The following is a 22,889-nucleotide window of genomic DNA, read 5'->3' as shown; positions in this document are numbered from 1 at the left end:
AGCACATAAAAATGTTTATAAAGAAATTTTTTGATTTTATAAAAAAGTCACCATTGAAAGTAAAGAACAACTATTATTTTCAGAATAGCGGGCTAGAAAAAGTACAAACAATAGGTATTATTGGCGATAGTGTCTCTTTTGGTTTGAAAGCAAAAGTTAATTACGGCCAATATTTGCAGAAGGCAACGGGGGGCACAGTTCAAAATTTAGCCCGGTCGGGTGCCCATTTATCTGATAATGGTCAGAAAAGTATTTTTCAACAATCACAGCGTTTGAATCAATCTGATTTATATATTTTACAAGGCACGGATGATGATTGGTTGGCTAATGTACCAATAGGCAATAAAGAGGATAATGAAAAAAAGTCCTATATCGGGGCTTTTTATCAAACGGTATTTCAGTTACAACAACGCAATCCAATGGCCAAAATCATTATTGTCACAACAACTTACCAAACACCTATGTGGGGTAGTATTGTGAGGCGTACAGATAGCACAAAAAATACCTTAGGACATTCTTTACATGACTATATGACGGCACAAGTGAAAGCATGTGAAGATTTAAAATTACCGTATGTTAACTTGATGCGTCGGGTATTATTTGACCCTAATAAACAATTATTTCGCGAAAAATATATGCCAGATGGCTTGCATCCAAATGAAAAAGGGCACCAAATTATTGCTCGTGAAATTGCCATAGTGTATAAAAATAATTTTAAACAATAAAAAAACACTTAGATTAATGGAGAAAAAGTTCATCTCTTAATTAAACTAAGTGTTTATTTTGTTTAGTATTCAAATACAACGCGAACGCCTTCGGGAATTGTGAAATCTTTTTGTAGTAGTGACAATTCACCAGATACATTATCACGTGCGTATAATGATACATTATCAGTATCTTGGTTAGCTACAACCAAGAATTTTTGATTAATATCCCAATTCATATCACGGGGAAATTCGCCCTCAGTACTGATTAATTGAATACGTTCAATTTCAGATCCTTCATTACTGATCTTAAAGACAGCAATTGAATTATGACCGCGATTTGAAGCATAAACAAATTGGCCATCATCACTTAACCGTAAGGCAGCTGAACCATTATGTTCTGTCCAATCGTTTGGAATAGTCGACGCAGTCATAACGTGTTCAAATGAACCATCTTCGGTATTATATTTTAAAACGCTGAGTAAGCTAGATAATTCACCGAGCAAGTAAGCATATTGCCCATCTGGTGAGAATCTTATGTGACGTGGACCAAAACCTGCCTCTGTACGGAAGCGAGAAGTTTCACTGAAGGTACCATTATCCTGAATATCAAAGGTAATAACTTCATCTGTTCCAAGATCAATAGCAACGAGGCGATTGTCAGGTGTGAGGTTAGCAAAATGAATATGTGATGTACTCTGTTCAGGGCGAGGACCTGAACCGGTATTTTGCCAAGTGTCAACGAGTGTTAAATTACCATCAGGCTGAATGCTATATGATTCAACGGTGCCACGGTGATAGTAGCCGGCAAAAATTAATTGTCGGGCTTCATCAACACCGATATAGGCTGGTGCAGATCCTTCACTTAACTGTGAATCAATTTCAGCGAGGGGGCGTACTGAATTATCTAATGTGACAATGCCACCTTGACCATCCCGATTTTCAACAGCATAGACTTTATTAGCTTTAGAGATTGCTAGATAAGTTGGATTTGTCAACTCACCAATGAAGGTAGCGTTTTGTAGTTGCTGAGCGTCTGTATCTAACTCAGCCTCATACAGTCCTTGTGAAATACGTTTTGTGTATGTACCAAATAAAATTTTATATATCGCCATTTTTTTGTCTCCTCAATTAACTCATTATATCATACCATAAATGTAAGGGTTTTCACAAGTTGAGAATCAAGCTTAAATTAAGTATAATATAATAAACGAACATATGTTCAAGAGAGGTTGTTATGAAATTTATCCATGCAGCAGATATTCATTTAGGAAATCCATTTATTGGATTAGATCAAACATTGCCTAATCGACTAAAAAAAATCGTTCATCAGTCAACAATAACGGCGTTTACAGATCTTATTAGCTCAGCAATTACCGAAGAAGTTGATTTTTTGGTACTTCCTGGTGATTTATATAGTGCCACTAAAAATAGCCCTCAAATTCAAAATATTGTTAGTCATCAATTTGAACGTTTGAATGTTGTTGGTATACCAGTATATTTAAGCTTTGGGAATCATGATTTTGAAGCTGATAAGCAAAGTCATTTACCTTGGCCAAAAAATGTGCATGTTTTTGGCCAAAAGGTTGAAACAAAATATTTGACGCTTGACACAGGTGAAAAAATTGCTCTGACTGGGTTTAGCTATCAAACGCAACGTCAGCCAAAAAAAGTAATTGACGATTTTCCGATAAAATCTCAGTTAGCAGATTATCACATTGGTTTATACCATGGGTCACCGGGTATTGATGGTGAGCCATATGCACCATTTAGTGTCAGTGACATGTTGAAAAAAAATTATGACTATTGGGCTTTGGGACATATTCATATACGCCAAACTTTGAATAATCAGCCATTTATTGGTTATTCGGGTGTTTTACAAGGCCTTAATCGTAAGGAAACTGGAGCGAAAGGGTATTACTTGGTAAAAAGCAGTAATCACCTATTAATACCAACATTTCATGAAGTTTCGCCGATTATCTGGGAAGAATTAATTTTGCCAGCAGTTAAAGATGAACTTGATTTAACGAACCAAATATTGCACGATATTCCTAAGAAAACAACTTTTTTATCGATTAAAATCACCTCAAAAATAGATGAAATACTGAGTCAGCAGTTAGCGAGTGGGACAACGTTGGAGAAAGTACGAGAAAAATCGCCAGAAAATTTATGGCTAATAAATTTAACAACGACTCATGACATGTCTACATTACTGGCTGCGGATAACATTGATCAAAAATATTGGTCTGAATCGTTGGAAACAGTTTTTTCTGACTTTGTTATCTCAGACTACGTGTCTAATGAAGCGCCAACCTTTGTTCGAGAATATTTTATGGGTGACGAAGGGAAAAGTGTGTTGCGAGATAAAATGCAACAACTGATACAGTCCAGAAAGGCCTGATAAATAATGAGAATAAAGCAAGTAGAAATTAGTGGTTTCGGACGCTGGTCACAAAAAAAAATTAATTTTTCCGATGACCTACAGGTGATCGCTGGTAAAAATGAATCTGGTAAATCGACTTTACGTGCATTTATTGTCGGTATACTATTTGGTTTTCCGTCAAAAAAAGGTAATACAAATGTTTATGACCCAAAAGATGGCAGTCATTATGGTGGCAGTCTCATCGCTGATTTTGATAACACTGTTGTTAAAATCACACGTCTTGGGCGAACAAAATCAGAACTAACGATAACGTATTTATCTAATCAATTGACTGTTGCGGATCCAGAAAAGTGGTTAGCTGATCAATTGGCACCATTAAATAGAGACATATTTGATAACATTTTTAATTTTAGTCAGCAAGATTTAGCAAAGATGTCACAGTTGAAAGCAGTTGATTTACAAAAACTATTGTTAAATATTGGTGCTGTTGGCAGTACTGGGTGGCTTGAAGTTATCAATGACCTTGAAAAAGATGCGAATAAACAATTTGCACAGCGAGCAACGGGGAAGCGTCCGCTAAATATTGCTGCTAAACAATACCAAGAACATACTGATATATTGTTATCTAAGGATGCTGAGGTGACGACATATATCTCTGCTGAAGAAAATATTGCAACACTGCAGCAAACTTTATCTCAAAATCACGAAGAAGTCCGAAAGCTAACACGTGATGTTCAAGAACTAAAAAATATGGTTCAGCAATACCAACTTTATCAATCAGCACAAGTATTACAAACCAAAATTATGTCATCGGTGCTGCCTGTCGCAGATGAAGATATATTATCATTACAGCGTTTAAAAGTTGTGATTGAGATGCATCAAAAAAAGGTAAGTGAACTGAATGAACTAGCCGCTGATTCACGATTAACTGCGGATTCCGTTGCAGAATACGATGCAACAGCAACGTTAGCAAAAATTCAAGTTGCGGAACATCATTTACAGGAATTAGTTCACCAAAAATCGGCTATTAAAGCCAATGAAAATCGCCTTCGTGAACGGTTTCCAAATAAAAAAGTACCAGAATTACTAACTGACACAGAACAAAAAACAGTAACCAATAAAAATAACAGTATACCGGTAATATTAGTTGGCATTATTATTGGTATCGTAGCTTTTTTCACGTTTAAACCACTTGTTGTCGTAGCGTTGTTAATAATTATATATGGTTATTATATTTTTCAGGCACACCATAAAATTCTCAATAAGCTACAAAACCGTTATCATATGATGTCTTTTTCAGAGATACAGTTGGTTCAATCAGATATGAAGCAATTATCCGAGTGGCAGCGTCAACTTGTAGTGATTGAGGCAGATATTTTTGATCAAAAATATCAAATCATGCGCCAACTACAACCCATTGCTGACCATTTTAAAGTGCAATTAAACGATGATGAATTTGAAACTGTGATTGTTGCACTGATACACAATAATGATCAGCAACATATGCAGACACAAAACAATGCGTTACTAGTCGCGCAAAAACAACAACAGATTTTAACAGAGATCAAACAACACCAAGATAACTTAGTACAGCAAGTTTCTAACCAGCAAGAGATTCTAAAAAAATATCATGTATTGACGGAACAAGAATTGTTAGATTTAAAGCAGAAATATGTTGATCAAAGTCAAAAAAAACAGCGGCATGCTGATATCATGCAACAATTCAATCCTGAAGCGATTAAAAAATTGCATGAGGTAGATAATGAAACAGCGTTAAATCAGCAATTAGTATTGTTACAAAAAAAATTAGAACAAACACAACAACAGAGCTTAATATTGCAAGCACAATTATCCGATATGCAGGCGCAACAACATCAACGAACAAGTGATGATCAATTTTTAACTTTACAACAAAATTTAGCTGATGAACAAACAATTTTAATTGACCAATTTGGCGATTATATAGCAGAAAAAATGGTGGTCAAGTGGATTGATCACGCATTGCAATTGGCAACGCAGAATCGTTTTCCAAAAATGAAAAGCACAGCAACGAATTATTTTAAGCGTCTTACTGGTGGTAAGTATGTTGCTATTCAATTTGTTAAAGACGATCTGAGTCTTATTAGTGAAACAGGTCAAAAATATCGTGTGATTGAATTATCAACAGGGACACAAGAACAATTATATATAGCGCTACGTTTGGCTTTAAGCCTTGTTGTAGCAGATATTATAGCTGTGCCGATGTTGATCGATGATGGTTTTGTTAATTTTGATGCAACACGACGACAAACAATGATTGATATATTACAAGAAATTGCTGGGCAACAACAAATTTTTTATTTTACAACGTCATTTTCACATTTGGCGAAAATTAATGTGATAAACTTGTAAAAAGAGGGAACCTAATGGCTAAATTATTGACGGAATATAAGGATACAGAGCATATTGATTCCTTTTCATTGATCAAAAGTGCTGATATTCGTTTAACAAAAACTGGAAAAACATATTTGAACTTAATTTTTTCTGATCGCTCAGGTGATTTGCCTGGTAATTTGTGGGATGCAACAGACGAGCAGACAAAGTCGTTAGTACCAGGAAAAATTGTCAAATTACAAGGTGTACGTGGCGCCTATCAGGATAAACCACAGGTTCAAATTACAAATGTGCGTTTATCAGAAGCTGGTGAACCAGATAATCCAGCTGATTTTATGATTCATGCCCCCATTAAAGAAGAGGAAATGAATGATGAATTGAGTGATTTCATTCTGATGATAACAAATCCAACTTGGAATCGGCTAGTACGGAAGCTCTTTTCAATATATCATGATCAATTTTTACGTTATCCTGCAGCAAAGTCAAATCATCACGCCTTTGCAGGTGGGCTAGCGTTTCACTCATTGTCCATTGCCAAGTTAAGCAGAAATCTTGCAAATCAATATCCCCAATTAAATTCTGAATTATTGATAGCAGGGGCTTTATTACATGATTTAGGTAAAACGATTGAACTATCTGGTCCAATAGCGACACAATATACTATTTCCGGTAATTTAATAGGACACATCACATTAATCGATGAGCAAATTGTTTTAGCAGCTCATGAGTTGCACTTTGATTTGCAATCAGAAGAAATGGTTTTAATACGTCATGTTGTCTTAGCACATCACGGTCTATTAGAATATGGCTCGCCAGTGCGACCTGCTGTTATGGAGGCAGAAGTCTTACATCAGTTAGACGAAATAGATGCAGGTATTCAAATGATGACGGCAGCGCTTGATAAAACAGATAAAAATACATTTTCAGATCGTATTTTTGGTCTTGATAATAGAAGGTTTTATAAAACGTCAGAATAAATTATGGTTATAAAAAAAGATGCGCCTTTTTATAGGCGTATCTTTTTTGGTTACTTAGATGATGAAATACCTGCTGTCATGTAAGCATTTAAAGCATTTTTTAATTGAGAATCTTTAACATTCACGTTTTCTTTACGTAAAATTTTACCAATGATTGTTTGAATCTTTGTTGTATTTTTTTGATCATTCAAGAAAGTTGATACAACTCTGTCTGATAGTTTACTACGGACACTGTTTAAACTTGGTTTGCTAGTTGTCTTGTCTAATTGAATGACATAGAAACCACCATTTGAACCGGTTACAGGAGAACTTGAATAGTCGCCTGTTTTACTTAGTTTAAAGGCAGCATTTTGAACAGCTGCATCGATACTTGTACTTGTTGAGTCAAATGCTGGTAGTTGCCCATTTTTACTAGTATATGTCTTTTCAGTTGTATACTTTTTATAAACAGTGTTCCAGCTATCACCTGACTTCAACGCCTCAATGGCTTCTTTCGCAGCATTTTCATCTTTCGCAGTGATCATTGAGATGGTTGTGTCTTGATGATAATCTTTATAGGCTTGATCAATTTGCTTGTCTGTTACCTTGTAATTAGCTTTAACAGCGGCATTCATAACCAAATTATTTTTGATATTCGTTTTGAATTGCTCTTCGGTCGCATTGTTTGAGGCTAGTACACTTTTAAATGAGGCACCATATTGCGCTTTTTGTGTATCAAAAGCATCTTGAACGTCTGTCTTTGATATGTTGCTACCGTATTGATCATCAAGTACCTTGTTAATAGTCATGTTAGCAAATTCTTGTTGACCAGCTGAAGATTTTTTGATGTCGTTAATAAATTGTTTTTCTGTAATTTTTCCTGAATTCGATGTCATCAATGTTTTTGATGAATTTAAACTCAAAAAGACAAGGCCACCGATAAATATAATAACTAGCAGCCCCCAAATAAATTTACGCATGTTCTGTTTCCCTTTTCTGATTAGTATTTGAATAGTTTACCATAAAAACAACTATTACGCTTTAAACTTTGCTAGTTCAGCATTGAGATGATCAGTTGTTTCTTGAATGTGTTTCAAGTGTGGCTCGTTTTTCAAATTCATCTTCTCGATGTCGATTTGAATATCATCGCGAACATGCTGAGCTTTTACGAGTTGATCAGACAAAATTTGTTGTTGTGATTGTAGTTTTTTTATTAAGGCAGCAATTGTTTTAAGCTGTGCTGCTAAGTGCTTGATGTTATCAAATAATTTCATATCAATCCTTCCTGAATTGTGCCGAGATGGCATGAGCAATTGCCTGATATTTATCTGCAGAAAAATCAGCACTATGATCAATTGTTGGTGCCAACTTAGAAGTGAGCCCATCATCATCGTAACGCGGTATAAGGTGCCAATGAGAGTACAATACTGTTTGTCCCGCTGAGAGACCGTTATTAGATTGGATATTGATACCAGTGATTTGATCATTACTGGCTTTAATGGCCCGAGCAATCATAGGCAGTTTTAATAAAACCTTTTGAGCAAGAACGTCGTCGTAGTCAAAAATGTCAGCAACATGTTTTTTTGGTACAACAAGGGTGTGGCCCGGTGTGACCTGTGAAATATCCAAAAATGCTAGTACGTCAGCATCTTCATAAACTTTGTAGCTTGGTATGTCGCCAGCAACAATCTTATCAAAAATAGTCATGTGTTAACCTCATTTCGTTTTGATACTTTCATTATACCAAATAACACATTATGCCTGTTATAATAGATTGTATGGGATTAAAAATAAAAAAAATATCCGGCGGTTATGTCGGTAATACAGTTTTGAAAGATGTGTCATTTGAAGTTGCTAATGGTGAAATTGTCGCTTTGATTGGTTTAAATGGTGCTGGCAAGTCAACGACTATTAATCATATCATTGGTGAGTTACAGCCGCAACAGGGGACACTGGTGTTAAATGATGTCTCTTTATCACAGCAACCCACTGCTTTTAAGTCGCAAATTGCTTACATTCCGGAACAACCAATTTTGTACGACGAGTTGACGTTGGGCGAGCATTTACATTTGATGTTGTCAGCGCATATGATAGATAACACCTTAACCTGGTCACGGGTACTTGAACTATTGAAAATATTTCGTTTAGAAGATAAATTACAGTGGTTACCTACCCATTTTTCAAAGGGTATGCGTCAAAAAGTGATGTTAGTCTCTGCATTCATGTTAAATGCGCCGCTATTAATTGTTGATGAGCCTTTTTTAGGGTTAGATACATTAGCACAAAAAGATGTTGTCCGTCTGATTCGAGAGCAGTCAGAAAAAGGTAATAGTGTGCTGATGACAACGCATCTATTGGCATCTGCTGCAAAATTTGTTGATAGATTCGTTGTATTACGTGACGGGAAAGTATCATTTTCTGGCACACCGACAGCGTTGGCAGATGCACATGGTTTGACATTAGATAGCTTGGATGATTTTTTTGATTTAATGCAAGAGGCCACTGATGAAACTTAACGATTTATTTAGGCAACGCTTTGCTCGTGCACAAAATACCAATATTAAGTATTTAAAATTACTCTTTAACGATCATTTTGTCGTATTTCTTCTGATTACTTTTGGCGCTAGTGTTCTGGGTTATCGACAATTAGTTGTTTCACCACAGTTTATAGCAATGTGGCAGTCACCATGGTGGCAATTTTTTGACGTTTTATGGTTACTTATCGGGCTACAAATGGGTACATTAGTAACTTACTTTAAACCTGCTGATCGCCTTTATTTATTAAGTAACGATCTAGCAATTGCCAAAAATTATATGAAGCGCAGTATCGTGCTTAGTACGTTGTATGCGTCGTTGTGGCAGATTGCTTTTGCTGCTATATTGGTTCCTGTATTGTGGCAAACACATATTTTCTCATTCTGGCGTATAGGGACATTATTATTGTTTACGTTAAGTTATAAGTGGTTATTGTTACTGTTAATACGCGATAGCTTATTTATAAAGCCACGTATGACAATGTTTGCAAATCATAGCCAGATTAAGTATGCCATGTTGAATGGCGTTGTGCCTGGCATAATATTAGCACTTATTTTGCAGCTGCCATCAAATCTTACTTGGATAGCTACTTTTTTATGTGGCATTTTGATGCTGCTAATTGGTTATTTTTTTTATATTAATGACAAACAGGCTGAAAAATTATCACTTAATTGGCTGAAAATCATACCGCAAGCCATATCACATGAACAGCGCGTGTTACATTTCTATGCAACATTTGCTGAAGTACCTAACCAACCTAGGACAATTAAACGGCGGCGATATCTAGATTTTATGATTAAAGCTTTGACAAACCACCAACCAATCATGTATCGTTTATATCTGGTACGATTGGTGCGTGATGCTGAAATGTTACCACTATTGCTGAGATTAGAAGTAGTTGGCGCTATTGTCATATATGCGTTAGTGGGCGTGCCAACTTGGCTGATTGCAACCATTGCAGCATTAACAATGTATCTCATAATTTTTCAGATGGTGCCAATTTATGCAAACACCAAACAAAATTTGTGGACACGTTTATTACCAACAGATGAAAAAACGAAACAAAAAGCTTTTAGGCAATTGACTAAGCAGATGATGTATATGACAACAATTTTGTTTGTAGTTGTTAGCTGGCGACATGGTTGGCTAACAGCAATTGCTGTAGCAGTTGTCATGTTTATTATCGGATTTTTATTGGACCGTGTTTATGTACCAAAAAAGATAAAATAAATAAAAGAAAGTAAGCGTGTTTGCATGAGTTCAAGCACGCCGAGAAATAATATGCATCTTCGAGCAAAACCGTGGGCGTCTGCTTGGTTAACAGCGCACTCTGATATCGTTATTAGTCAAAAACAAGCGACGGAACAAATTGGCAAATGGCAAATGCTATTTGACGAAAATCAGCCTATTCATATTGAAATTGGTTCTGGAAAAGGACAGTTTATTCTTGGTATGGCACTCGCGCATCCCGAAATAAATTATATTGGCATGGAAATTCAAGAAACAGCAATCGCTATTGCTGCGCGTAAAAGTTTTGAGCAAGGTGGCAAACTACCTAACTTACGCTATATATACGGCAATGGTAATGGTGTAGAAACTTACTTTGAAAAAAATGAAGTTGCTAAATTGTATCTTAATTTTTCCGATCCATGGCCCAAAACACGCCATGAATCGCGCCGCTTAACCTATCAATCTTTTTTGAAATCATATGAAGCTATTTTACCTGAACATGGCGAAGTAGAATTTAAAACAGACAATCGTCATTTATTTGAGTATTCAATGGTGAGCTTCATGAATTATGGTATGCGTTGGACAAAGGATGACTATACGCTAGATTTACATCAAGATGATGTAAAAGTTTTAGGCAATATAGAAACTGAGTACGAACAGAAGTTTATGGCTAAAGGTCAACCTATTTATAAGATTAAGGCGCACTTTTAGAAATATTTTTATGTCAGTAAGATTAAAAGGAAATTGGTAGCCATTATGAATCAGTCAATTCAGCTAATAAATAGTGCCACAGATAAACTAACTGATAATATTGAGCAAATCAGTGAAGAATCGCAAAATAGCGTATATGAAGGGTTCAGGTTTCGTCTTAAAAGTAAAACGTATCGCAGTCGTTTAGCAAAAAAGACGCCGACAAAAAAAGGTTATTTTGTTGCTTTTTGGGAAAAAGATAGTCAGGGCAAAAATAAACCGTTTGATTATGACAGTAGTCCGAATTTTTTAATCATTAATATGATTGATTCCGACAATAAAGGGCAGTTTGTATTTCCCAAAGCGATATTGGCGCAAGAAAAAATATTAGTATCTACGAACTCAAAAGGAAAAATGGCATTAAGAATTTATCCTGATTGGATTAAAGAGCTAAACAAAACAGCTTTAAAAACGCAACAATGGCAAAAGCCTTATTTTATTGATTTATCAAAGGATTTGATTGATTACGCTAAAATACAACAATTGTATACAAGTTGAATAAAAAATGTCCGTTCAAATTGTGCATCACCACATGCTGTTTATTGTATGATGTGTATATTTTGAAGTAAAAAACGTGTGATAGGAGAATTATTATATGCCTTGGATTTATTTGTTACTTGCAGGTTTTTCAGAAGTACTTTGGTCAACAACTATGAAGTTAAGTAACGGTTTTACAAAAGTTGGTTGGGCAACCTTAACTGTTATTGGCTTGGTTGCGAGTATGGTATTTTTGTTACAAGCAGTTAAATATTTACCATTTAGTTTGGCCTATCCAATTTGGACAGGTATTGGTGCGGTTGGTTCAGTGGTCATTGGTGTCATGCTATTTCACGATAAATTCCCACCAATTACTTGGTTTTTTATTATTTTATTAGTCGTTGCAATTATTGGTATTAAAGTAACTGCTGGAGAGTAATGGCAGTTACTTTTTAAAGATTGATCACAACTCAAAAAATGTACCACGTTAGATCATGCTTTGTTGGGAGCGTTTTTTTGATTGACATAGACAAACCACCTGACATAGACAAACCACCTGATGAGAGGTGGCGTGTCTACACAGTATGACAGAAAAATATAAAATGAAAATCAAGGTGCATTTTAACATTTAAATAATCTAAATAAGGCATAATTAAGCATAGAACTTTAGCAGGTTCTCCTCCTAGAACTCACATTCTCCCAATGTGAATTCTTTTTATCATACCTGCTTGGTTTTTTATTTGTAGTAATTTTACCTAGTATATATTAGGAATAAATATGTAGCACTTTTGTAGCACTCAGTGCTATTTTTTGTACTTATTCATCATTGTTAGTACCTGTTCATACATGTTTTAAACACGACAAAAACTCAGTCGTACCAAAGATTTTAAATAAAAAAACCGTTTTACCAGTCATCCTGATAAAACGGTTAAAATGCGCTGGGAGGGAGTCGAACCCACGACCTGCCGGGTAGAAACCGGCTGCTCTATCCAGCTGAGCTACCAGCGCAGTACATTATATATATTAGCATATAAACAGTCATTATCAAAGATTTAATTTATCTATTTTTTTAATTTAATGAATTATAGTATACTATAGTTAATTAAAACACGAGGGATTTAACATATGAGAAAAGCATTTATCGCCTTAGGCGTGGTCTTTGTAGCGCTGATAGTGGCGTTTACAACAGTTAATCAACAACCAAAATATGCGGGTGTTTCAATGCCAAGGACAGATTATCGGCATTTAGAGCAATCTCGGCACAGTATTAAAACATTTATTTCGGCATTAGATAAGTTTGATTATAAAGATGCTAAAACAATGACTGTTGTTGAAAAGTCAGGAAATCAAATCATTAAGCACAATAGTAGTAACTTGAGTAATACCGATTCTCAGGCTTTACGTGATGCACTTTATGGGAAAACTGGTATTATCACAATTGTTCAAGCCGCCAAAAAAGGCCATTATAATATTGATAGTAGTGTGGCTTCGCGTTTTCATGATAAATTTGACACGATTATCACGATGGCAGTAAATGCAATGAACAAAAGTTCTGCGCAGCGTGCTGAGATTGTCACACAAATGAAAGTAGATCTAAACATTGAAGCGGCAACGTATAGAATAGGTGCAAAAAACGAGGAATAAAGCCTATTAGTATACTTTTTGGGAAGGTGTTATGGTTAAGAAAGAAGATGCACGTGTTTTACGGACGAAAAAAAATATTGAAGAAACGGCAATTATGTTATTGACGACGCAACCCAATTTTTCAATTACCTTATTATTGCATCGTGCAAATGTGACTCGGGGTACTTTTTATAAGTATTATCAAAATAAAGAACACCTTATTTCCGAAGTACATCATACATTAATAATGGATTTTATCCAACACACACAAGGCAAATTTCATGTTGCTAAAATGATTCAAGCTGTCAGTGATCAGGCAGCCTTTTATAACGTGGAACTTAATTTACGTCGTGATTCGCGTTACATTAAAACACTCATTTCCCGAATGAGAATGCAGATGCAGGCGCAATTAGGAATTATTGAAGATGATGATTTATATCGTCGTCAAATGTTTCAATGGGAGATTATCGTGGGCGGTTATTGGGCATTGATTTCAAAATGGTTGTCGGAAAATATGAACGTGGCACAAACTAAATTGTTACAAGAATTTGTAGAAGTATTACGTATCGATACAACTGGTTGGACACAAACAGGATTGAGTTTATTTGATTTTGACAGTATTAAATAAAAAAATATATTGACGGCCTTGTTGGTTTTTGTTATAATTGATAGGTTGTTAGCAGAGCTACAACCACTCGGAACAGGTTGAAGTACGTGTCAGACTAGAGCTGACCCGCCTGGAATGGTGAGTCTAAGTATAAGGAGAATTCAATAATGGCATATGCAGTTATTGTAACAGGCGGCAAACAATATAAAGTCGCTGAAGGCGACACAATCTTCGTCGAAAAGTTGGATGCAACTGAAGGTGAAAAGGTAACTTTTGACCAAGTTGTTTTGATTGATGGCAAGGTTGGTACACCTTTTGTTGAAGGTGCTAAAGTTGCTGGTACTGTTGAAAAGCAGGGTAAGCAAAAGAAAGTTATTACTTTCAAGTACAAGGCCAAGAAGAACATGCATTCTAAGCAAGGCCACCGCCAACCATATACACGCGTGAAGATTGATTCAATCGCGTAATTATTACTTGTAAAGGAGAAATAGACTTATGTTGATGAATCAAGAAAACTTACAAATGTTCGCTCACCACAAAGGTGGCGGATCTTCAGCCAACGGGCGTGACTCAGCTGGTCGTCGTTTAGGAACTAAGGTTGCTGATGGACAAGATTTGACAGCTGGTTCAATTATTTATCGCCAACGTGGTACACACATTTATCCAGGTGTTAACGTTAAAAAGGGCGGAGATGACACATTATTTGCATTAACAAATGGTGTTGTTAGATTCGAACGTAAGGGTCGCGAAAAGCGCCAAGTATCTGTTTACTCACGTGAACAATACAACGAAATTTTGGCTGCTGCAAAGTAAGCAAAATTAAAAAGGACAGCTTGCTGTTCTTTTTTTTGTACGCTACAGGTGCTAGAATTATTCATACTAAAAGATGATTGAAGTACGAATTAGCAATATAAGCTTGTGATATAATTAAAAGTAATGATTAAATGAAAAGGAAAGTGTCATACATGACAAAATATTTTGAAGTGCGTATTGCCAAATTGCAAAAATTACTTAAAAAACTAAACCTTGATGGTATGATTGTGTACCAAGGTGATAACTTGAAATATTTGACAGGATTTTCTGGTGGTACAGGTGATGGTGTAGTCGTTATCGGTCCTGATACAGCAAGTTTGATAACTGATGCGCGCTATGAGGCAGACTATAAAACGCGCTTACCAAAAGGCGTTGATTTGAAAATAACCCGGGCTTATTATGAAGAGGCAGTAGAAATAGCAGTTGCATTTAATATTAAAAATTTGGCTTTTGAAGCAGATTTACCATATAATATTTATGACTATATTGATGAATTGCTTCCAGCTGATATGTCGTTTGATGCATTGCCGTTTGCTATTGAAACATTACGTGAAGTGAAAGATGAAGCTGAACTCACTGCCTTACGTCAAGCAGCAGTTGCATCTATAAAAGCATTTAATGACTTAATTCCATCAATTAAGCAGGGAATGACTGAAAGACAAGTTGCAAATGAGTTGGATCGTTTACAAAAAAAATATGGGGCTGAAAAGGCATCTTTTGATACAATTGTCGCTTCGGGTTACCGTGCAGCATTGCCTCACGGTGAGGCAACAGATAAAGTCATTGAAAATGGTGAGCTTGTTACAATTGATTTTGGTTATTATGTCAATGGCTATACTTCTGATATCACCCGAACAATTGCAATTGGCAACATAAGTGATGAGCTAAAAGAAATTTATGCCATTGTTAAACAAGCAAATGAAAACGCCATTGCGATTGTAAAGCCAGGCATTTCTGGGAGTGAAGTTGATCGTGTTGCCCGTGATTACATCACTGCTCATGGTTACGGTCAAGAATATAACCATGCGACAGGCCATGGTGTTGGACTGGCTATTCATGAAGGTCCGGCGCTAAGCGCGCAATCAAGTGATGAATTGCAGGCTGGACACCTTTTGACTATTGAACCTGGTGTCTATTTAGCTGGAAAAGGCGGCGTCCGTATTGAAGATGATATCATTGTTACTACCGGCGGGTATGAAAATCTGACAAATGACCTGACTAAAGAATTAATTGTGATCGCGGGTTAATATGGCACAGACACGATTAGATTTTTTAGTGTTTTATCGTGGTAATTTAGTGACTGGTTTTGATTATGTTTATATCAAACGACATGAGGGGCATGCTTTTTGGCAAAGTAAAGATAAGCATCAAGAGGCAAAAAACATTGCAGATGTAGACTTTGATTTTTACAATCCTCATTTTAATCAAACGGGGGAACCTTTCAATTGGCGTTATCGTGAACAGTGGACTGACATGACGACATCATGGAATGAATTTACCAGTAAAGCCATGACTTATATTAATACTTGGATGACGGAATATCCCGGTCCTTCTCAAACTGAACCAAGCTTGAATGACGAATGGGGCGTACGTTTTAAGGCGCCTGGTGAGCGCGAGCGCATGATTTGGGGTCTGAATGCCTATCCGGCTAATTTACAGGATTTCACAGAATTTTTGTACAAATTCGGTCAATAAAGCGCTGCATCTCGCAGCGCTTTTTTGTATAGTTGGTGTAGAATAGTAGTAGGTAACAAATAGATGTCAAAAAATGAAAAAAGTAAATGATATAGCAGTTTAACGTACCATGCTGTATTATGATATTGGAAAGAGATTAGATGGGAACTGAGACCATACATTTGCTGCATACGAATGATATGCACTCACATTTTGAAAATTGGCCACGCATACGACGATTTTTATTGGAAAAGCAAAAAACATATACACAAAGTTATACATTTGATATTGGGGATGCGATTGATCGTTTGAACCCGTACACCGATGCAACAATGGGGCAGGGTAACGTACAATTGATGAATGAAGGGCACTATGATGGTGTTACAATTGGGAATAATGAAGGATTAGTGTTGTCTCATGAAGCCATGAATCATTTGTATGATGCGGCTAATTTTGATGTTTTGTTGAGTAATTTAAAAGAATTTCCTGATAAAACGCAGCCGAATTGGGCTAAAAAATATAAAATTATAACAACTCATTTAGGGCATAAAATTGCTGTTCTGGGACTAACTGCACCCTATAAATTAACCTATCCAGCACTTGGGTGGGAACCATATGATGTGGATGACACGCTTGATAAATTATTGCCAGTGCTGCGTCAAAAGGCAGATGTTGTTGTCCTGCTATCACATTTAGGATTACCAACAGATGAGCATCTGGGAAAAAAGTATGATATTGACATTATTATTGGTGCACATACGCATCATTTGCTAGAGCATGGTAAAATGGTTGAGGGGACATTGTTGGCTGCTGCAGGGCGTTATGGTGAACATGTCGGTGACATTTCATTAGTAATTTCAGATGACGGTCGCGTACTTAGTAAAGAAGCCATAACAACACCAACATATGAAATGGCAGAAAATGACGAGGATTATAATTTAATTCATGGTCTGTTAAAAAGTGGACAGACATTGTTAGAATCACGACTTGTTACGCGATTACCACGAGATATAACAAGCGATGAACAAAGTTATGATGCATTGCGAGCATTAAAACAATATTTCGATGTCCCTGCAGCTATGCTGTCAACTGGCATGTTTGTTGAGGAGTTACCAAAAGGCGAGTTAAATCAGTATGAATTACTTGAAAGTATGCCGCATGCGATTAATCCGATGGTCATGACGCTTAAAGGCCAGGATATTGTTGATTTATTTGAAGAACTTGATAGACAACAAGAATGGTTGTCTACGTTAGCTATGAAAGGTAGTGGTTTCCGTGGTAAGATTTTTGGATATATGCGTTTTGATGGTATTGATCGACATCAAAATGGCCAAATTTTTTATCAAGGTAAAATGATTCAACGTCATCAAGATTATCAAATTGCGACACTTGATCATTATAAATGGGTACCATTTTTCCCTGTGATACAAAAAGCACCAGTGACAATTCAATTGCATATACTATTAAGAGAATTGATGGCGCAATACTACAAGAAAAAATACAGTAACACTTAATTTACTGTTAAAAGAGAGGTAATTTGATGGATCGAGAATCGTTAAAAACACAAACATTATTGCAACAAGAAGAACGTAAAATGGCGTATCGTGTTATGCGGCAAGGTAACAAAATAGACATTGATAAGTTAACGTTAGAGCTAGTCGAAGACTTTAAAGATGCCTTTACCACTGAAAAATTGGCCATACGTTATACACCGCTATTAGCACAGTATGATTATATCGTTGGGGACATTTCGGCTGAACAACTAAGGTTAAAAGGTTTTTATCACAATGACAAGCATGTACCAAATCAAGACAAAATAGAGACATTGCAGGACTATTTGTATGAATATGTTAATTTTGGTGCACCCTATTTTGTCTTAGAAAATACAACGCCACGCCAATTAGAACAAGAAGATCGTCCTAAAAATAATAAACGATCACACAGAAATAATCATAAGCGTACGCCTGAAAAAGACCAAAATAAGGGCAACACGAGTACGACACCGCATCAAAAAGAACAGATAAATAAAAAAAAGCCGAATAAACGGGCATTTACAATTAAACAAAAATAACAACTTAAGTGGCATTAGCTTGATAATTTTACGTATAAATTATCGGATTGATGTCAAAATAAAGTTGTTATTTTTTATTTCATGCTATAACATAAAAAGCCGCAACCGAAGTTGCGACTTTTTATAGCTCGTGAGAGAATCGAACTCTCGATTCCGCCGTGAAAGGGCAGCGTCTTAGCCGCTTGACCAACGAGCCATGGTCAGTGATGTCTGATATCTACCAGACAACTATACTAGTATAGCAAGAAATAGTATAGGCGTCAACACTTATCGTGAGAATTGTACAATTTATGTGTGTTTAATTTAGTGGGACATCAACTGCCCAACCTTCAGGACCTTTTTCGTCACCATATTGAATAGCTATTAAGCGATCGTACAGCTTTTGCGTCCAAGGACCAACTGCAGTTTCTGAATAAAAGACATGTTTATTACCATGATGTGTGATCGAACCTACAGGAGAAATTACCGCTGCAGTTCCCATGGCACCTGCTTCAGCAAACTGGTCCAAATCATTGATTGAAATGGTAGTTTCCTCAGCTTCAAGTCCTAACTCTTTTGCTACTTCAAGCAATGAGTACTTTGTGACTGACGGCAAAATGGAAGGAGATTTTGGTGTTAAGAAGCGCCCATCCTTGGTGATGCCAAAAAAGTTGGCTGAACCGAGTTCTTCAATATTTTCATGAAGACGAGGATCCAAGTAAACAACATCAGAGTACCCTGCTCTGTGTGCTTCATCGCCAGCAAGCATTGACGCACCGTAATTACCACCCGCCTTGGCAGCACCAGTACCACCGTGCGCTGCACGATCATATTGATTGGTAACATAGGCTGTTGGTGTCAGGCCGCCTTTATAATAAGCACCAACGGGCGTGGCATAAACTTCAAAGACATAATTGTCAGCAGGATGCACACCGACAACTGGGCCGCCACCAAATTCAAAGGGGCGAAGATACAATGTTGCACCAGTACCATATGGTGGGATGAAGTCCTGATTGGCTTTAGTCACTTCTTTTAAGGCGCGCAAGAACAGTTCTTCAGGCACGGGTGCCATCATTAAGCGCTCAGCAGAATTTTGTAAACGTTTTGCATTACGATCAGGTCTGAAAAGGTTAGCACCGTTGTCTTTGCGGCGATAAACTTTCAACCCTTCAAAAATATTTTGGCCATAGTGAAGACCGGTTGCTGCTTCATTTACTGGTATATTTGAATCGGTTTCAAGTCCACCTGTGCTCCATTGGCCATTTTTATAGTAGGCGCGAAAACGGTAGGGTAGATCGTAATATTCAAAACCTAATTCTGACCAATTGAAATCTGAGGATTCTGCTTTTTTCTGTGACATATTTATCCTGCTTTCTAATAAAAATATAATAATTCTACTATAACGCTTAACGTAAAATTAAACAACGTCTAAATGTAAATCGTTTACTTTTGTTTTACCTGATTTTTTCAAAATGTAATACATGATTAGCGTACTGATTACGGGCACAACAATACCAAATATGATGACTAGTAATAAGGCACGGGGGTTGGTTGAAGCGAGCATAATTGGCGCAATAAAGCCGTTTAAACCAAGTCCAGCAATAGCAAATGGCACTTTTAAGCCGAAGACACCGACTGCAATAGTTGCTGACAACCCAGCAATTATTGCAGGGCCGATCAGTAATAAGGGGCTTTTAAGTAAGTTGGGAAATTGTATTTTAGGCGTGACAATTGTTTGAGCAATGTTAGTGCCAAGGTCATTTTGTTGCCAACCCATAGCTGTATAAACTACAAATCCTGCAGTTGTGCCAATTAAGGCGGCACCACTTGATAAAGGATCCAACATGACAGCAATGGCAAGTGCGGCAGAAGAAGCAGGCGTCATCAGAAAGAAAAACCAGAAAAAGGAAACAACAAAAGCGCCAAGATAAGGATTGACAGACATTGTAGAAGCAAGTGCCTCGGATACCCAATTCAAAAATGGGGTTGTCACTGCAGCTGCACCTAATCCAAAAAATGTACCGGCAAGTGTTGCGCCAAGCGGAACAAGTATCATGTCTAAGGGTGTTTTGCCAGTTAACCAGTTACCAACTAGTACGGCCACAATTGCTGCAAAAACTGCAGATATTGGTTGACCAGAGGTTAGCACAAGTGATCCGGCTGCTTGATCAGAGACCCAACCGGTAGGTGTTTGAGCAGCTGGTGAAATTGTGGCTGTGAAATAGACTGCGTTTGAACCGACGGTTGAGGCAATTAGTGCTGCACCAGTCGTTAAAATATTTGAACGCATCATGATAGCGATACCAACACCTAGTGCTGGGGCTAACATTTTTTGTCCGATAAGACCAGCCTGAATGAGCGGCGTATAGTCTAATAACGTGCCTATTGAGGAGATTAGCAGGCCTATACCAAGTACAGCGAGAATGGCATTAGAAATGCCAGTTGAAACATCAAAAACAATTTCACGAATTGTCCGTGGGGGCATTTTTTTATTTGACAGCATCATGTTACCGTCAGTTGTGTTATGCGTGGGTTGCGTCATGTAGTGATCCTTTCTGTCGGTATGCGTTATTAATGTGGTAGCAGGATAATGAACGCATCTGTGAGGTAAAACAGGCATTAAAAACTAAAAAGAAAAAGAGGCACTAGTTTATACTAGCGCCTCTTGAAAATGCTGAAAGAGTCAACATGTTCACGCCAGTCAAGAAATTATTTCTCGACTGGTAAACAAAACAGACCACCGAGAAATCAGATAATAATGACCACCACGTTGACCTTAATGCTATTTGTGAAATTGTTTGAAGACTTCTTTTGCATTGTAATAATTTCCTTTAAGTTAATATAGCTTATTATGGCAAAAAAATGAGTAAATGTCAATAAGTTAATTTAAAATCCGTTTTGTGCCAATAGTATTGAGGTTTGTTATAATGATAGAAAATAGATTGGAGAGCAATTATGTTACTTTTGGCAGTGAAAGGCATTAATGAAGAAAATCATGCATTTTTGAGCCAATATGGTATTGATGTGGTGACACCTGATACAATTACTGAGGACCAGGTCCCAGAAGTTGTCATTAGTTATGCATGGGATAGTGTGATTGGTAAAAAAATATTAGCTAATCCAAACGCAAAATTGAAATGGATCCAAACACAATCAGCTGGTGTAGATTATTTGCCATTAAAAGAGCTGAAAGATTTTGGCGTTGTGGTTACTAATGCCAGCGGATTGAAGGCTATTCCGATTGCACAAACGGTGCTAAGTTATATTTTATATTTTGCTCGTGGCTTAAATATTTATGCGTCACGAACGCATTGGGAACCGTATACAAATCAATACTTAATTACGGAATTGCCGGTGCTGGTATTTGGAACGGGACGTATTGGACAGCAAATTGCAAGTCACATTAAGACATTTGGTGGGACCGTTTATGGTGTGAATACAACTGGTCATGCAGTTGCCGGTTTTGATGAAGTCTATAGTATGTATAATTATCAAGAAGCGTTGGCCAAATCTCGTGTTATTGTTGATGGCTTACCCGGTACTGTTGAGACTGATAATTTTTTTGATAGTCGCTTTTTTGAACAGGTTAATCAGTTGTTTTTATTTATTAATATTGGTCGTGGTACGACCCTAAATCAAGACGACTTACTGGCGGCCATTGATGATTCGCGCGTTAAATACGCGGCACTCGATGTGACAACACCTGAACCGTTGCCCAGGAATCATCCGTTATTTGAACGACCACAGGTACTATTAACCCAGCATACAAGTTGGGGAGAGTCTGTTAATGCTGGGCGAACTGGTGGCTTATTTCGACTACTAGAAAAAAATATTCCTACTTTTGTGACAGATGGCACGGTTAAACAAAATGTGGTAAACCTCGATAAAGGATACTAATTGTAGCTATAAAAAAGGAAGGCATGAGCGGTTTTATGAAAAAAATAGCACATCGCGGTATTTCCGCCCAAGCACCGGAAAATACGCGTTCGGCATTTGAAAAAATGATTACCTTGAGTGTCGATTGGTTAGAAACGGATATTGATATAACGTCTGATGGTGAGTTGGTTCTTATTCATGATAACAAAGTTGATCGTACATCAGACAGCAGTGGTTCAGTGAATGATATGTCGTTGCGTGATTTGCAGAAATTAGATTTTGGTCGCTGGTTTGGCGAAGAATTCACTGGTGAACGTATTGTGACTTTAGATTGGTTAATTGATTTTATTAATCAACAGCAAATAAATGTCAATTTTGAACTCAAAACGGATGTTAAGGGTGACAAACAACAATTCTATTTAACACATGTTTGTCAAGCGTTACGCCGTGTTAGCACAAAAGTTGAGATGATTGTATCTAGTTTTGATGTCAATATGCTCAAAAAATTTCATGCGCTCATGCCGGAAGTTGTGATAGGTGTGTTAGTGGAAAATCAATTGCCAGACAACCTTGTTGCAATTGCTAAAAGTGTTGGGGCAAGTTATGTTCACCCTGATGGCGATTACCTGACAAAAGAACAGACGCAAGAATTGATTGATAATCATCTGCAAATAAATGTGTGGACAGTAAATGATTCGGTTATGGCAAATAAATTGCAAAGATGGCGCATTCAGGCTGTTTTTACGGATTTTCCAAAAGTGACATCATTGTGAATTACAAAGGTTAAACTAAGCGCTATATGCCATGGTCAATGTAATAGATTTTAGTGCTACAACTG

General features: G+C 36.9%; 25 protein-coding genes, 2 tRNA genes and 1 other annotated feature. Of the genes, 19 read left to right on the top strand and 8 right to left on the bottom strand.

Annotated elements, in window-relative coordinates; all coding sequences use genetic code 11:
- The first annotated feature begins 11 nt into the window (after positions 1 to 11).
- Positions 12 to 725 (top strand): SGNH/GDSL hydrolase family protein, encoded by a 714-nt coding sequence (locus AB3K24_RS05805; RefSeq protein WP_367974255.1) that lies wholly within the window; start codon positions 12 to 14, stop codon positions 723 to 725.
- Positions 726 to 787: 62 nt separating this feature from the next.
- Here AB3K24_RS05805 and AB3K24_RS05800 read toward each other — a convergent pair whose 3' ends face one another.
- Positions 788 to 1,819: a lactonase family protein gene (locus AB3K24_RS05800; protein ID WP_367974253.1), complete on the bottom strand. Its 1,032-nt coding sequence runs from the start codon at positions 1,817 to 1,819 to the stop codon at positions 788 to 790.
- Between the two features lie 122 nt (positions 1,820 to 1,941).
- Between AB3K24_RS05800 and AB3K24_RS05795 the strand changes: the two genes are divergently transcribed.
- From AB3K24_RS05795 to AB3K24_RS05785, 3 genes are read left to right on the top strand one after another with little or no spacing between them, the layout of a single operon-like run.
- On the top strand, positions 1,942 to 3,105 hold the full coding sequence (locus AB3K24_RS05795) for a metallophosphoesterase family protein (RefSeq protein ID WP_367974251.1): 1,164 nt from the start codon (positions 1,942 to 1,944) through the stop codon (positions 3,103 to 3,105).
- Positions 3,106 to 3,111: 6 nt separating this feature from the next.
- A complete protein-coding gene (locus AB3K24_RS05790; protein WP_367974250.1) occupies positions 3,112 to 5,478 on the top strand; it encodes an ATP-binding protein in 2,367 nt (788 codons plus the stop codon).
- Positions 5,479 to 5,492: 14 nt separating this feature from the next.
- On the top strand, positions 5,493 to 6,437 hold the full coding sequence (locus AB3K24_RS05785; protein WP_367974248.1) for a 3'-5' exoribonuclease YhaM family protein: 945 nt from the start codon (positions 5,493 to 5,495) through the stop codon (positions 6,435 to 6,437).
- Between the two features lie 50 nt (positions 6,438 to 6,487).
- On the opposite strand, the gene AB3K24_RS05780 is transcribed toward AB3K24_RS05785, so the two are convergent.
- Genes AB3K24_RS05780 through AB3K24_RS05770 form a run of 3 tightly spaced genes read right to left on the bottom strand, consistent with a single transcriptional unit; the run spans position 6,488 to position 8,123 of the window.
- The gene (locus tag AB3K24_RS05780) at positions 6,488 to 7,396 is read right to left on the bottom strand and encodes a peptidyl-prolyl cis-trans isomerase (RefSeq protein WP_367974247.1); all 909 of its coding nucleotides are present in this window, start codon (positions 7,394 to 7,396) and stop codon (positions 6,488 to 6,490) included.
- Between the two features lie 54 nt (positions 7,397 to 7,450).
- Positions 7,451 to 7,690 (bottom strand): hypothetical protein, encoded by a 240-nt coding sequence (locus AB3K24_RS05775; RefSeq protein ID WP_367974245.1) that lies wholly within the window; start codon positions 7,688 to 7,690, stop codon positions 7,451 to 7,453.
- Position 7,691: 1 nt separating this feature from the next.
- Positions 7,692 to 8,123 (bottom strand): HIT family protein, encoded by a 432-nt coding sequence (locus tag AB3K24_RS05770; protein ID WP_367974243.1) that lies wholly within the window; start codon positions 8,121 to 8,123, stop codon positions 7,692 to 7,694.
- Positions 8,124 to 8,194: 71 nt separating this feature from the next.
- Here AB3K24_RS05770 and AB3K24_RS05765 point away from each other — a divergent pair, with 71 nt between their 5' ends.
- The 5 genes from AB3K24_RS05765 to AB3K24_RS05745 all read left to right on the top strand — a co-directional run bounded on the left by AB3K24_RS05765 (position 8,195) and on the right by AB3K24_RS05745 (position 11,847).
- Entirely contained in the window at positions 8,195 to 8,932 is a 738-nt protein-coding gene (locus AB3K24_RS05765; protein ID WP_367974241.1) for an ABC transporter ATP-binding protein, read from the top strand.
- Positions 8,922 to 10,181, top strand: coding sequence for an ABC transporter permease (locus AB3K24_RS05760; RefSeq protein ID WP_367974240.1), 1,260 nt, complete (start codon positions 8,922 to 8,924; stop codon positions 10,179 to 10,181). Before AB3K24_RS05765 ends, AB3K24_RS05760 begins: the two co-directional genes overlap by 11 nt.
- Positions 10,182 to 10,232: 51 nt before the next feature.
- The gene (trmB, locus tag AB3K24_RS05755; protein WP_367975583.1) at positions 10,233 to 10,892 is read left to right on the top strand and encodes a tRNA (guanosine(46)-N7)-methyltransferase TrmB; all 660 of its coding nucleotides are present in this window, start codon (positions 10,233 to 10,235) and stop codon (positions 10,890 to 10,892) included.
- A 45-nt stretch (positions 10,893 to 10,937) separates the two neighbouring features.
- Positions 10,938 to 11,429 (top strand): MepB family protein, encoded by a 492-nt coding sequence (locus AB3K24_RS05750; RefSeq protein ID WP_367974238.1) that lies wholly within the window; start codon positions 10,938 to 10,940, stop codon positions 11,427 to 11,429.
- Positions 11,430 to 11,526: 97 nt separating this feature from the next.
- Positions 11,527 to 11,847 (top strand): DMT family transporter, encoded by a 321-nt coding sequence (locus AB3K24_RS05745; protein WP_367974237.1) that lies wholly within the window; start codon positions 11,527 to 11,529, stop codon positions 11,845 to 11,847.
- A 495-nt stretch (positions 11,848 to 12,342) separates the two neighbouring features.
- Here the strand turns inward: AB3K24_RS05745 and AB3K24_RS05740 are convergent.
- Positions 12,343 to 12,416 (bottom strand) — tRNA-Arg (locus AB3K24_RS05740).
- A gap of 117 nt (positions 12,417 to 12,533) precedes the next feature.
- Between AB3K24_RS05740 and AB3K24_RS05735 the strand changes: the two genes are divergently transcribed.
- The 8 genes from AB3K24_RS05735 to AB3K24_RS05700 all read left to right on the top strand — a co-directional run bounded on the left by AB3K24_RS05735 (position 12,534) and on the right by AB3K24_RS05700 (position 18,196).
- Complete coding sequence (locus tag AB3K24_RS05735; RefSeq protein ID WP_367974236.1) at positions 12,534 to 13,052, top strand: molecular chaperone; 519 nt, start codon at positions 12,534 to 12,536, stop codon at positions 13,050 to 13,052.
- A 31-nt stretch (positions 13,053 to 13,083) separates the two neighbouring features.
- Positions 13,084 to 13,659, top strand: coding sequence for a TetR/AcrR family transcriptional regulator (locus AB3K24_RS05730; protein ID WP_367974235.1), 576 nt, complete (start codon positions 13,084 to 13,086; stop codon positions 13,657 to 13,659).
- A 51-nt stretch (positions 13,660 to 13,710) separates the two neighbouring features.
- Positions 13,711 to 13,794, top strand: a sequence feature (ribosomal protein L21 leader region).
- Positions 13,795 to 13,805: 11 nt separating this feature from the next.
- Positions 13,806 to 14,105 carry a 50S ribosomal protein L21 gene (gene rplU / locus AB3K24_RS05725; RefSeq protein WP_367974234.1) on the top strand — a complete coding sequence of 100 codons (300 nt, stop codon included), beginning with the start codon at positions 13,806 to 13,808 and terminating at the stop codon, positions 14,103 to 14,105.
- Positions 14,106 to 14,133: 28 nt separating this feature from the next.
- The gene (rpmA, locus tag AB3K24_RS05720) at positions 14,134 to 14,451 is read left to right on the top strand and encodes a 50S ribosomal protein L27 (protein WP_010391368.1); all 318 of its coding nucleotides are present in this window, start codon (positions 14,134 to 14,136) and stop codon (positions 14,449 to 14,451) included.
- A gap of 152 nt (positions 14,452 to 14,603) precedes the next feature.
- Positions 14,604 to 15,698: an aminopeptidase P family protein gene (locus tag AB3K24_RS05715; protein ID WP_367974233.1), complete on the top strand. Its 1,095-nt coding sequence runs from the start codon at positions 14,604 to 14,606 to the stop codon at positions 15,696 to 15,698.
- Position 15,699: 1 nt separating this feature from the next.
- The gene (locus AB3K24_RS05710) at positions 15,700 to 16,146 is read left to right on the top strand and encodes a hypothetical protein (RefSeq protein ID WP_367974232.1); all 447 of its coding nucleotides are present in this window, start codon (positions 15,700 to 15,702) and stop codon (positions 16,144 to 16,146) included.
- 140 nt (positions 16,147 to 16,286) lie between these two features.
- Complete coding sequence (locus AB3K24_RS05705) at positions 16,287 to 17,639, top strand: bifunctional metallophosphatase/5'-nucleotidase (RefSeq protein WP_367974231.1); 1,353 nt, start codon at positions 16,287 to 16,289, stop codon at positions 17,637 to 17,639.
- A 26-nt stretch (positions 17,640 to 17,665) separates the two neighbouring features.
- Entirely contained in the window at positions 17,666 to 18,196 is a 531-nt protein-coding gene (locus tag AB3K24_RS05700) for a YutD family protein (RefSeq protein ID WP_367974230.1), read from the top strand.
- Between the two features lie 124 nt (positions 18,197 to 18,320).
- Here AB3K24_RS05700 and AB3K24_RS05695 read toward each other — a convergent pair.
- The 3 genes from AB3K24_RS05695 to AB3K24_RS05685 all read right to left on the bottom strand — a co-directional run bounded on the left by AB3K24_RS05695 (position 18,321) and on the right by AB3K24_RS05685 (position 20,681).
- Positions 18,321 to 18,392, bottom strand: a tRNA-Glu gene (locus tag AB3K24_RS05695).
- Between the two features lie 102 nt (positions 18,393 to 18,494).
- Positions 18,495 to 19,535, bottom strand: a complete 1,041-nt coding sequence (locus AB3K24_RS05690; protein WP_367974229.1) for a branched-chain amino acid aminotransferase — start codon at positions 19,533 to 19,535, stop codon at positions 18,495 to 18,497.
- Between the two features lie 57 nt (positions 19,536 to 19,592).
- On the bottom strand, positions 19,593 to 20,681 hold the full coding sequence (locus tag AB3K24_RS05685) for a PTS transporter subunit IIC (RefSeq protein WP_409201756.1): 1,089 nt from the start codon (positions 20,679 to 20,681) through the stop codon (positions 19,593 to 19,595).
- 449 nt (positions 20,682 to 21,130) lie between these two features.
- Between AB3K24_RS05685 and AB3K24_RS05680 the strand changes: the two genes are divergently transcribed.
- Together AB3K24_RS05680 and AB3K24_RS05675 are read left to right on the top strand one after the other, a co-directional pair.
- Positions 21,131 to 22,072: an NAD(P)-dependent oxidoreductase gene (locus tag AB3K24_RS05680; RefSeq protein WP_367974227.1), complete on the top strand. Its 942-nt coding sequence runs from the start codon at positions 21,131 to 21,133 to the stop codon at positions 22,070 to 22,072.
- Between the two features lie 35 nt (positions 22,073 to 22,107).
- Positions 22,108 to 22,824, top strand: a complete 717-nt coding sequence (locus tag AB3K24_RS05675; protein WP_367974226.1) for a glycerophosphodiester phosphodiesterase family protein — start codon at positions 22,108 to 22,110, stop codon at positions 22,822 to 22,824.
- Positions 22,825 to 22,889 lie beyond the last annotated feature (65 nt).

The sequence above is a fragment of the Leuconostoc aquikimchii genome (genome assembly GCF_040838325.1).
Lineage (GTDB): Bacteria > Bacillota > Bacilli > Lactobacillales > Lactobacillaceae > Leuconostoc > Leuconostoc aquikimchii.
Note: the sequence above shows the minus strand (reverse complement) of the source record. Positions and strands in the feature narration are given on the sequence as shown.

Coding starts and splice junctions, on each gene's coding strand:
- AB3K24_RS05800 (WP_367974253.1), bottom strand. CDS start 1,819: ATGGCGATATATAAAATTTTATTTGGTACATACACAAAACGTATTTCA.
- AB3K24_RS05745 (WP_367974237.1), top strand. CDS start 11,527: ATGCCTTGGATTTATTTGTTACTTGCAGGTTTTTCAGAAGTACTTTGG.
- AB3K24_RS05685 (WP_409201756.1), bottom strand. CDS start 20,681: ATGATGCTGTCAAATAAAAAAATGCCCCCACGGACAATTCGTGAAATT.
- AB3K24_RS05795 (WP_367974251.1), top strand. CDS start 1,942: ATGAAATTTATCCATGCAGCAGATATTCATTTAGGAAATCCATTTATT.
- AB3K24_RS05680 (WP_367974227.1), top strand. CDS start 21,131: ATGTTACTTTTGGCAGTGAAAGGCATTAATGAAGAAAATCATGCATTT.
- AB3K24_RS05805 (WP_367974255.1), top strand. CDS start 12: ATGTTTATAAAGAAATTTTTTGATTTTATAAAAAAGTCACCATTGAAA.
- trmB (WP_367975583.1), top strand. CDS start 10,233: ATGCATCTTCGAGCAAAACCGTGGGCGTCTGCTTGGTTAACAGCGCAC.
- AB3K24_RS05775 (WP_367974245.1), bottom strand. CDS start 7,690: ATGAAATTATTTGATAACATCAAGCACTTAGCAGCACAGCTTAAAACA.
- AB3K24_RS05760 (WP_367974240.1), top strand. CDS start 8,922: ATGAAACTTAACGATTTATTTAGGCAACGCTTTGCTCGTGCACAAAAT.
- AB3K24_RS05785 (WP_367974248.1), top strand. CDS start 5,493: ATGGCTAAATTATTGACGGAATATAAGGATACAGAGCATATTGATTCC.
- rplU (WP_367974234.1), top strand. CDS start 13,806: ATGGCATATGCAGTTATTGTAACAGGCGGCAAACAATATAAAGTCGCT.
- AB3K24_RS05770 (WP_367974243.1), bottom strand. CDS start 8,123: ATGACTATTTTTGATAAGATTGTTGCTGGCGACATACCAAGCTACAAA.
- AB3K24_RS05780 (WP_367974247.1), bottom strand. CDS start 7,396: ATGCGTAAATTTATTTGGGGGCTGCTAGTTATTATATTTATCGGTGGC.
- rpmA (WP_010391368.1), top strand. CDS start 14,134: ATGTTGATGAATCAAGAAAACTTACAAATGTTCGCTCACCACAAAGGT.
- AB3K24_RS05690 (WP_367974229.1), bottom strand. CDS start 19,535: ATGTCACAGAAAAAAGCAGAATCCTCAGATTTCAATTGGTCAGAATTA.
- AB3K24_RS05710 (WP_367974232.1), top strand. CDS start 15,700: ATGGCACAGACACGATTAGATTTTTTAGTGTTTTATCGTGGTAATTTA.
- AB3K24_RS05735 (WP_367974236.1), top strand. CDS start 12,534: ATGAGAAAAGCATTTATCGCCTTAGGCGTGGTCTTTGTAGCGCTGATA.
- AB3K24_RS05765 (WP_367974241.1), top strand. CDS start 8,195: ATGGGATTAAAAATAAAAAAAATATCCGGCGGTTATGTCGGTAATACA.
- AB3K24_RS05750 (WP_367974238.1), top strand. CDS start 10,938: ATGAATCAGTCAATTCAGCTAATAAATAGTGCCACAGATAAACTAACT.
- AB3K24_RS05700 (WP_367974230.1), top strand. CDS start 17,666: ATGGATCGAGAATCGTTAAAAACACAAACATTATTGCAACAAGAAGAA.
- AB3K24_RS05715 (WP_367974233.1), top strand. CDS start 14,604: ATGACAAAATATTTTGAAGTGCGTATTGCCAAATTGCAAAAATTACTT.
- AB3K24_RS05705 (WP_367974231.1), top strand. CDS start 16,287: ATGGGAACTGAGACCATACATTTGCTGCATACGAATGATATGCACTCA.
- AB3K24_RS05730 (WP_367974235.1), top strand. CDS start 13,084: ATGGTTAAGAAAGAAGATGCACGTGTTTTACGGACGAAAAAAAATATT.
- AB3K24_RS05675 (WP_367974226.1), top strand. CDS start 22,108: ATGAAAAAAATAGCACATCGCGGTATTTCCGCCCAAGCACCGGAAAAT.
- AB3K24_RS05790 (WP_367974250.1), top strand. CDS start 3,112: ATGAGAATAAAGCAAGTAGAAATTAGTGGTTTCGGACGCTGGTCACAA.